Source organism: Helicobacter sp. T3_23-1059 (assembly GCF_053654515.1).
In genome coordinates this window covers 1-9,260 of the sequence record NZ_JBSIUV010000064.1, presented here as the reverse complement: position 1 = coordinate 9,260, position 9,260 = coordinate 1, and the positions used below count along the sequence as shown (strand labels likewise).

The following is a 9,260-nucleotide window of genomic DNA, read 5'->3' as shown; positions in this document are numbered from 1 at the left end:
GAGCATAGACTTACTAAATTAAATGAATCAAAAAAGAGAATTTCTTGATTCATTTAAAAGAAACAGAATTTAGATACAATACTCAAATTAGACAGCAAGATTTGTATAAAATCTTACTAAAAATGATGAGAAATCAACCGCTTAAGTTGTCTTGAGCCTTGTGTTTTTGATTTGTTCGTTTTTGCTTTTTGCTTGCAGTGCTTTTAGCAAAAGCATTAGCGTGGTTATGCGCTGTTGTCCATCGATGATTACATATTCTTGCTCTATATTGCCAAAACCCTGCGGACTATAATGCAAAATATAAGTAATAGTGCCTAAAAAATGTCCCTTTTGTTTTTTGACAATGATAAGTATGTCTTCTAGCAATTTTCCACAATGTGTCCTCTCCCACGCATAATTACGCTGATAAACAAGAATAACAAATCTTGTATTAAGCATAGCTAAAAAATTATTTAGCGAAATATCTTGGACTTTCAAAACTAACCTCCATCAACAATCTATCTAACAAAAATATCGCAGATAAAAATAGGTTAATTCTAGCGTTTTTTTTTTTTTTTTGATTTATATTGCATTTACTTACTTGATTTGTTTTGTTTTTGAGTTTGCGTATTTTAGGGTATTTTATACAAAATGTAAGCGTAGTTATTTGGTGGTAAAAATAAAAAAAACAATGTGTTTTAAATAGGATTTTGAGATTTCGTAAGCAAGTTTTTGTAAATGCAAGATTTTGAAATGAATATTAAATAATGATTTTTTGCTTTTATAAGTTGTCGCAAATGTTTGCAAAAAAAAGCAATCTATGTCGCAAAATCCTAGCGACTAGATTTTAGCAAATCTTTTAATCTTAGTTGCTCTTGCTTAGCGGCTATGTATTCTATGTGAGCGATTTTGTGCGCTAGCTTTGCTTGTGTGATTTGATGAGTGTTGTTGCTTTGCATTGCTAGATTTAGATTTTGCCTTGCAGATTTTAGTTTTTGCAATGCAAAGGCGATATATTCCTCCATTTCTTTTAGCACCGCTTCATCATCGCAAGTTTGTAGCAAAGATTCTAGCTCGTTTTTTGCTTTTGCTAGTTTATCCTCATCTCTTTTTTTGTAGGATTGGTAGGATTTTATCCCCTCCTTTGCCTTGTTGATTTTATACTCACACACTGCCCCTCCTAGTGCTATCCCCTGCCACAAAACACACGCAATACAAAATCCAAAGCGCATTTTCATTTTTGCCCCTAATATCGCTTTTTAAGATTCTATGAAAAATCTTATTCTTTCATATTATACGCTTCTTCGCCGTGTAAGTGAATGTCTAAGCCTTTTTCCTCGATTTCCTCTTTGACGCGCAAGTCCGTGATAAGCGAAATCCCCTTAAAAATCACAAAGCTAGCCACCGCAGATAATCCCACGCAAACAATAATAGCAAAAATCTGCTCCAACAATAACGCAAAAGAGCCACTAATCAGCAAACCCTCGCCCAAAGCACCATCTGCGATTATGTCAGGATTTACCGCACCAGAAGCAAATAGTCCTACGGCGATACCACCCCAGATTCCCCCGATGCCGTGCAGTGAAAACGCATCAAGGCTATCGTCCCATTTGAGTTTGTATTTGATGTAAAATAGCCCAAAGTAGCACACCAGCGCGCTTATCATACCGATTAGCACGCTTGACCAAATCCCTACAAACCCAGCTCCCGGGGTAATGCCCACAAGCCCTGCCACAAGACCGCTTAAGCCACCTAGCACCGTTGGCTTTTTGTGCTTTATCCATTCAAGTAGCACCCAGATTAAAAATCCGCTTGCCGCTGAAATAATCGTTACGATAAAGGCATTTACCGCGATGTCATTTACCGCGCCCGCACTACCTGCGTTAAACCCTAGCCAGCCGATAAAGAGCAAAATCGCACCCAAAAACGCGTAAGGCACAGAATGCGCACCGCTTGTCGAAGCGGGGGTTTTACGCGCACCCACGAGGAGCGCGCCTACAAGCCCAGCCACGCCAGAGCTAATATGCACGACTCCGCCACCTGCGAAATCTAAACTCCCTCGAGATTCTAAAAATCCGCCACCCCAAATCATATGCGCGAGCGCGTCATACACCACCGTGCTCCAAATCAGCAAAAACACCACCAGCACACCGAGCTTAATGCGCCCAACAAGCGAACCTGTGATAATCGCTGAGGCGATAAGCGCAAACATCATTTGAAAGAGCATAAAAAGGATATTTGGCACACCATCATCATTAAACCCGCTAATCCCAGCAAGCGCGAAATTCTCAACATTCCCGATAATGCCAGCATTATCCCCGCTAAAACTTAAACTAAAGCCCACAATAATCCACTGCAAAGTAATCACGCCAAAGACGATAAAGCCGTTCATTATGGTATTTAGGGTGTTTTTAGTCCCCACCATACCAGAATAAAACATCGCCAGCGCAGGCGTCATCAGCAAGACTAAAAGTGAGCATAGCATTATGAAACTTGTATTTATAGTATCCATTGTTGTCCTTTTGCCTTTGTAGCAAAATAGAATCTTAACAATGCTTTGAAGTGAAGTCGTGCGATTTTGCGCTAAAAAGTTGTGCTAATAATGTTAGGAACTTTTTGCTGTATGTGGAGGTTACAAATGCTAATATAAAGCATTGTGCACGCCTCATACAAAGCAATCGTAATATAGATTCTAAAAGTGTTGGTAGCCCATTGACTACGAAGCGAAATATAATCAAAATTTGTTAAAAATATGTTAATTTTGTGTCGCAAAAAAAGCAAAAAATCACAAAAATAACATAGGGTAAAATATATTTTTACCGACAAAAAACCAACAATTAAAAAAGGTAAAAAAAACATAAACTTACCATAAAAGCTAGAATAAGGCGATAAAAAACACTTACATATAATGAAATGGCAATCTTTAGATAAACTACGCAAAATAAAATATAAAAAACAGCGGTAGAAGGTTGGTATGATTTTAGATTCACATATTTTAGCCCATCAAAAGCATAATTTTAACTTAGCAAAATCATAAATCCTTTTATAGCCCTTATGCTATAATTGCTTTGTATAAGTTGTAAATAAGGCGTTTTTCATTGGTGATGCCTTATAGCAAAAAAGAATAAAAATCAAAAAAAGGTTTTATTATGGAATACGATGAATTTGAACATATAGAACCAAAATACGATATAAAAAGCCTAGAAATAGGTGTAGGGTTTAATGAAGTTGATAATCTTAAGCCATCTGATTATTTTTACAAAGTAGCAAACGAATCTAAAACATATTATGAACTTGCAGAAAAATTACAAAAGCATTATGCAACGCAGGATTTATCAAATCCTAGTATAAAATCTATGATGGAATGCGATATAGTATCCCAAAGAATCGCAGAGCTAATCAACACCAATGCTTTTACATTTTCTCATCTAGCCCTTACAACCATTCATAGAAAACTTTTTAAGGGACTTTTTTCACGCGATTTAGCTAATTTTGTGGGTAAATTTAGGACATATAATATTTCTAAGAGAGAACCTATACTTAATGGCGATAGTGTGGTATATGCTGATAGCGAAGATATAGAGCAGAATCTAGAATTACTTTTTAAGCAGTATAAGCAAGATTTTAGACAATTAAATCAAAAGGCTCAAGACAACTTAAGACAAAATAAAGGAGTCTTAAGTTATGATGCACACGATGAAAAACAAGTATATACACCACATAATAAAAACCTTTGCAAGAATTTAAGAAGCTAAAACAAGGCAAAAACAAAATAGATTTTAATAATAGAGATTATTAAATATGGCTCAAGACAACTTAAGCGGATTATTTTTTATCAATTTTAGTAAGATTTTATACAAATCTTGCTGTTTAATTTGAGTATTATACCTAAATTCTGTTTCTTTTAAGTGAAGCAAGAAATTCTCTTTTTTGATTCCTTTAAATTTGCTTAATCTATGCTTAGCATAGCCCCAGAAGTTTTCGATTCCATTTATATGATTTCTACCTAACGCAAACTCATTTTTGCTATGTTTAACGCGATAATGTGCTTTTGCACCGAAATCTACTAATCCATCATACGCCCCCCAATAATCACTATAAAATTCTGTCTCATTTATATTGCTTAAATCTCGTATTATAGGCAAAAGCTCATCTGCAGAGCAATGCTTTACAATTTGAGTATAAACACAATTATTTCGTTTTAACATACCAAATACAGGTGTCTTTTTGCCAGCTCCTCGCCCTCTTTTGCCACGAACTCGCCTAGCTCCTTCTGCTTGCAGTTGCGAGTAAAACGAAGCAAAAAATAACTCTCATCAATCTCTATTTCACCATTTAATGTAGAGATTTTTTCGCATTCTTGTGCGATTAAAATGCGAATTTGCTTAAAGATTTTGCATAAAGTTTGCTCTGATATTTGAGTAATTTTTGCAATTTTAACAGCTTCAATATCAAGACAAAAAAGTTTAAGAATCTCTCTTGTTTTTGCCTCTGAAATTCTTGAACGAATGATATACTTGTTTTTCATCGGTGCAACCATAACTTAAAGATCCTTTGTTTGATCTTAAGTTTAAGAGAGCCTTAAATATGTTTCTACTTCGCTTACACTCTTAACTTTGCAAGAAGTCTTGATATTGAAGCTTCTAAAATTGTAAAATTAAGCAACATTTCTCGTCAAAGTGTCAATAAAATCATCAATCAAATCCGCATTTCAATCGCCAAAGAATGTGAAAAAATATCTAAATTAAATGGCGAAATTGAGGTTGATGAAAGCAACCTTTTGATATAGATTTTGGTCGCTAAAAGAGGGATAGGCAAAAGAGACTTAAGTAGCTAGCAAAAAACACCTGTGTTTTTTGCTTCGTTTCGCGGACAACTGCAAGCAGAAGGTATGCTAAAACGAAATAATTGTGTTTATACCCAAATTGTAAAGCATTGCTCTGCTAGTGAATTATTGTCTATATTACACGATTGTAGCGATTTAGTAGAATCTATAATTTATAGCGATTATTGGGGAGCGTATGATGGATTAGTAGATTTTGTTTTTGCTTTGCTTACAAATGTAAGCAAAAGTGGCTATGCAAAGCATAGATTAAGCTAATTTAAAGGAATCAAAAAAGAGAATTTTTTGATTCCTTTAAAAGAAACAGAATTTAGATAGCCATCACCAAAATCAAAGGACAAGATTTGTATAAAATCTTACTAAAATTGATAAAAAATAATCTGCTTAAGTTGGATTGAGCTATACAAAAATCTCTAGCCTAACATAAAATATGCAAAAATTGCAACAAAATCGCGTATTTAAGGGAAATTTTCTAAAAGATAGTATATTATAACAAGTTGCAAAGCACGATATGCGCTAAATCATACATAAATCACACATAAGGGGAAGCAATGCACGGCAGAATCACACGATACACGATGGCAACAGAATCAGGCGTCATAGTCAATTATTCTAAAAAAATATTTGAATTGCGAAAAGATAGTTGGCAAGATAGGAAATTTTTGCCTGTATCGGGTATGTTTGTGGAATTTAGAGTTGATGATTCGGGGCGCATTACCGATGCGCATAGCTCGAAGTTTCAAGATTTTGGTGAGGGTTCTTTGATAAAGGAGATCGATTTTTGGAAAACCAATACCGATGAGGAGCTAAAAGCAATAGAATCTGATAGAATCAACAAACAAGCAGAAGAGATTTTTCAAAAAACAGATTATCTAAATATGAAATCAATAAGCCTAACGCAAGGCGCAGAAGAATGCGTGCGAGAGCATTTTGCAGCGGAGGCAAAAGCCGTAACATTTGCGCTAGATGAGGTAGATGAAATCCCCCAAGAAGACCAGCTAAACTACTTAGTGGTAAAACGATTTTTGGTGAAAGCTATGGATTCTTTGGTGTTTTTTGACAAAAAGATTAGCTCGGATATGTTTGCTATTGAGTTACAAAAATTGCGCGGGTTGGAGTATTCTTTTAAAGAGCTAGCACAAAGTGCGCTTACAAAGCCAGAAAATATTTATGCAGATGTGTTTTTGGATAAGCAGTTGCATTACAAAGGCGCAAACAAGGCGATTTCAAACATAAAAGAGCAAATAATGCAGGCAAATAATAAAGCAAAATATTCAAACAACGAAGCAAGAAAACTCCGCGCACAACTAGAAATCAACAAAGCAGACCCGACACTGCCAGCTAAAATCGACACGCAAGTAAAAATCGCCCAAAAAGCCGAAGAGGAAGCAAAAACCCTGCTTGCCTCACAGGAGCGACTTGATAGCCTAACCAAAAATTTTAAGGCAAATTATATGAGCGAATTTACTAGCTCATTTCAAGCGGTGCGCATCGAGCTAGCAGAAAAAGTGCGCAACGCGCTAAACCTAATCGCCACGCACCTAGATAACAAAATGTGGAGAATCGGTATGGAATCTGTATCTGTGCATAATGGATTTTTTCGCCACGATGTAAATAGCCCTTATTGCACGATGACATTTTATTGGCAGTATTTAAAAAGGCTTGATAAAGCAAAGCTTTCAGATGCTGAAAAAACGGGATACAATTTTTACCAACGATATATGAAAAATCACGAAAAAATTTATCTCATATACACGACTAATTTTAAAGTCGAGCTTGCGCTAAAAATCGAAATAATGACAATGTCAAAGGAAAATAAAGTCGTAATTGCCAAAACGGATGGGGAGTTTATCTCTCATATCAATTCTAGTTTAATTGAGCAGGGCTACATAGATCCAAATATTCGTAGCAATCCAAATCAGCTAATCGAAGTCGCTAGAAAATCTAGGCACAATTCAGGCACGGATTTTATCGTGCTGACTAAGCAAGAAGTCGAGCAGTATTCTAAAAAGGGAAATTAGGCAAGTTTGGATTTTGCGTTTCTTTATGTTGTATGCGTGTATTTTTGTTGATTGTTTGTAAATCTAAGGCAAGTTAAAGTATCTAAATGATTTTTATCATATTTCGGTTTTTTCTTGTCATATTTTCGGCTTTTAAAAAAGCCGAAAATATCTCTAAACCTAAAAAATACAAAGACTTAAATCCAACTTAAGCCTTGTTTTTTAATCTTATTGACTTTGTTTCTTTTTTTTTGTTTATAAGGCAGGTTGATTTTGTTTTATATGGTAGATTTATTGGGATTTTCGTTATTTTATCAAAATACTTTTATGATTATTCTAACTTTAAATCTAGTTTTTGCATCATTTCTTTGCTCCAGCCTTTTGGAAGATTGGTAATGCTAGGGTAGATTCTAGGGAAAAATTCGATATATACGCTTTTGTTATCGCTTAATTCAAAATAGTATTTGCCTAGTGGGGAGGGTTTAACTTTTGTAATTTTATTAAATATATCCTCTCTTAAAGAGCAAGGTTCTTTATCATTACAAAAATCACTCATATCGATATTTGGGGAGTATTGTTCGTAGCCTTTAGATTTTGGTAAATTTAAGTGTGCATATCTTTCATCAATAGGTAAAAAATTTGGTCCGTGATATTTAAAAAATATTTCATAACCCTCTACATATCCCACATTATGCTTAGTTGGCAAGATATTTTCATAAAAAATAATCTCTATATATAAGCCTTCAAATTTGTTAATATGAGGGTTTCCAATATTGAATTTTTCTATATATTTCTTATATGCCCCTGCGTTAAAAAGTAAATGATTTTCATCTTGAAATCTACCACTAAAATACGGAATCAAAAACTCTCTCAAACTCCACACTAAATACGCATAAAACAACTCATCATATAGTAAGATTTTATGATTTGGTTGATTGGTTTTCACTAGAAAATCTAGCGTAAGTAGTATTGCTTGCGTATAAGGTGCTTTAGGGGCATTACTCCACCATTTAAACATATCTTTTTGCAGGATTCCTTTTGATAATAAATCATCATAGATTTTATCGTGTAAATGATAGGCTTTGATTCCATTATTTTTATTTATAGATTCTATGTAGTTTGCGATAAATCCTGTGTTTTCTTGGTGTAATTGCGTGAAATATGAGATGATTTGCTCTTTTGTTAAAATGATATTATCTTTGTGCCTAAAGTAGTGGATTTTTTGGTAGGGGATAGAATCCGAATCTATGAGACACATCGTGCCAGCCATTTTAATACGCTCGCATTTAATGAGCGACCTAAAAGGTTTTTTTGCTTTTTTATTGATTTCATTTAGCCAAAATGTATTTAGCCCTTCAAAACTAGAATCCGCAATCTTTGATGGGATAAATTTTGGTGCTAAAATGCCTTTTTTATTTTTCTCAAAAACGATTTTGCCTAGATAAAGCGTAGCAGTAAAATCTTGTAATGGACGACCCAAATATTTAGCTTCTATTCTATCATCTACGCATAAAATATTTGTTTGTATGCCTAGATGAATAGTTTTGTCATCTCTAAAATTTAAGAATTTTATACGACTAGATGGATTCACTCGTTTCATTGTTTATCCTTTATGGTAATATAGCCATAATCTTTGTAGCCACATATCTTGGGTCTCGCTCATTAGGCTGAATCTCATAAATCTCTTGCTCATTATTTTTTTCACAGCCAACACTTTTGGCATCATATTTGTAACATATTTTATAAAAACTACGAAAAATATTTGTTTTTGCATTCACATTGTCATCAATATAATAATTAGCACTAACTCCAAGATATGTTATCAACGAACCAAATGTTTTGGTGTTCTTTTTCAATGGTTTGGTGATATATTGATATATGTAAAAATGCCTTATCTCGTGAAATACAGTATCAACCATTTCTCTAAAAATATTTTGATGGTATAAATGACGCTTATTAAAATAAATTTTTTTTGTTTTTGGTTCGCAAAATCCATACGAATTTTCATTGTCGCTATAAAAAATAACTTCTTTTAATGGAAGACCAAATGTGTTGCATACCTTAAATGTTAATCCAACAATAAAATTTGCTTTTAAATTCACATTATCAGATGTAAGCAATTCATTGTATTTAACAATTATCTTTAAGTTTTGAACTTCGCCAATAGAATTATTCTGCAATACAGAATGTGAAGTTTCTATAAAATTTTTCCTATCACTCACATATTCTCCATTTTTGCCCTCTACACTGCTTACAAACTTATCATTCCCCAAATCAAACCTATAATAAATATATGCGATTTTGCAAGCAATTTGTGGATTTTTACTAGCGTATTTTATAAAATCTTTTTTTGCTCTTTTTGGCAATGCTTTTAAAAATGCTACTGCTTCTGCTAGATTATAAATATGCTCCAATTTATTGAAATACTTTAGCCTTTT

The 9,260-nt window shown here is 33.9% G+C and carries 7 protein-coding genes and 3 pseudogenes; 4 read left to right on the top strand and 6 right to left on the bottom strand.

Annotated features, from left to right (window positions below; genetic code table 11):
* Positions 1 to 155: pseudogene (locus ACWIX0_RS11905) on the top strand (IS1595 family transposase); the annotation flags it as partial.
* Here the strand turns inward: ACWIX0_RS11905 and ACWIX0_RS11900 are convergent.
* The 3 genes from ACWIX0_RS11900 to ACWIX0_RS11890 all read right to left on the bottom strand — a co-directional run bounded on the left by ACWIX0_RS11900 (position 142) and on the right by ACWIX0_RS11890 (position 2,491).
* Positions 142 to 477, bottom strand: coding sequence for a DUF262 domain-containing protein (locus ACWIX0_RS11900; protein WP_454174210.1), 336 nt, complete (start codon positions 475 to 477; stop codon positions 142 to 144). The pseudogene ACWIX0_RS11905 and the gene ACWIX0_RS11900 sit on opposite strands and share 14 nt — an antisense overlap.
* Positions 478 to 812: 335 nt before the next feature.
* Positions 813 to 1,217, bottom strand: a complete 405-nt coding sequence (locus ACWIX0_RS11895; RefSeq protein ID WP_454174209.1) for a hypothetical protein — start codon at positions 1,215 to 1,217, stop codon at positions 813 to 815.
* Positions 1,218 to 1,258: 41 nt separating this feature from the next.
* On the bottom strand, positions 1,259 to 2,491 hold the full coding sequence (locus ACWIX0_RS11890) for an ammonium transporter (RefSeq protein WP_454174208.1): 1,233 nt from the start codon (positions 2,489 to 2,491) through the stop codon (positions 1,259 to 1,261).
* A 637-nt stretch (positions 2,492 to 3,128) separates the two neighbouring features.
* On the opposite strand from ACWIX0_RS11890, the gene ACWIX0_RS11885 reads away from it, so the two are divergent.
* A complete protein-coding gene (locus tag ACWIX0_RS11885; RefSeq protein ID WP_454174207.1) occupies positions 3,129 to 3,734 on the top strand; it encodes a hypothetical protein in 606 nt (201 codons plus the stop codon).
* A gap of 51 nt (positions 3,735 to 3,785) precedes the next feature.
* Here ACWIX0_RS11885 and ACWIX0_RS11880 read toward each other — a convergent pair.
* Positions 3,786 to 4,519: pseudogene (locus ACWIX0_RS11880) on the bottom strand (IS1595 family transposase).
* 90 nt (positions 4,520 to 4,609) lie between these two features.
* Between ACWIX0_RS11880 and ACWIX0_RS11875 the strand changes: the two are divergent.
* Positions 4,610 to 5,220 (top strand): annotated as a pseudogene (locus tag ACWIX0_RS11875) (transposase); the annotation flags it as partial.
* A 153-nt stretch (positions 5,221 to 5,373) separates the two neighbouring features.
* A complete protein-coding gene (locus tag ACWIX0_RS11870) occupies positions 5,374 to 6,843 on the top strand; it encodes a hypothetical protein (RefSeq protein ID WP_454174206.1) in 1,470 nt (489 codons plus the stop codon).
* Between the two features lie 310 nt (positions 6,844 to 7,153).
* Here ACWIX0_RS11870 and ACWIX0_RS11865 read toward each other — a convergent pair whose 3' ends face one another.
* Positions 7,154 to 8,422 (bottom strand): hypothetical protein, encoded by a 1,269-nt coding sequence (locus ACWIX0_RS11865; protein WP_454174205.1) that lies wholly within the window; start codon positions 8,420 to 8,422, stop codon positions 7,154 to 7,156.
* Positions 8,423 to 8,432: 10 nt separating this feature from the next.
* A partial coding sequence (locus ACWIX0_RS11860) for a hypothetical protein (protein WP_454174204.1) occupies positions 8,433 to 9,260 on the bottom strand: 828 nt, incomplete at its 5' end.

Coding starts and splice junctions, on each gene's coding strand:
- ACWIX0_RS11885 (WP_454174207.1), top strand. CDS start 3,129: ATGGAATACGATGAATTTGAACATATAGAACCAAAATACGATATAAAA.
- ACWIX0_RS11895 (WP_454174209.1), bottom strand. CDS start 1,217: ATGAAAATGCGCTTTGGATTTTGTATTGCGTGTGTTTTGTGGCAGGGG.
- ACWIX0_RS11865 (WP_454174205.1), bottom strand. CDS start 8,422: ATGAAACGAGTGAATCCATCTAGTCGTATAAAATTCTTAAATTTTAGA.
- ACWIX0_RS11890 (WP_454174208.1), bottom strand. CDS start 2,491: ATGGATACTATAAATACAAGTTTCATAATGCTATGCTCACTTTTAGTC.
- ACWIX0_RS11870 (WP_454174206.1), top strand. CDS start 5,374: ATGCACGGCAGAATCACACGATACACGATGGCAACAGAATCAGGCGTC.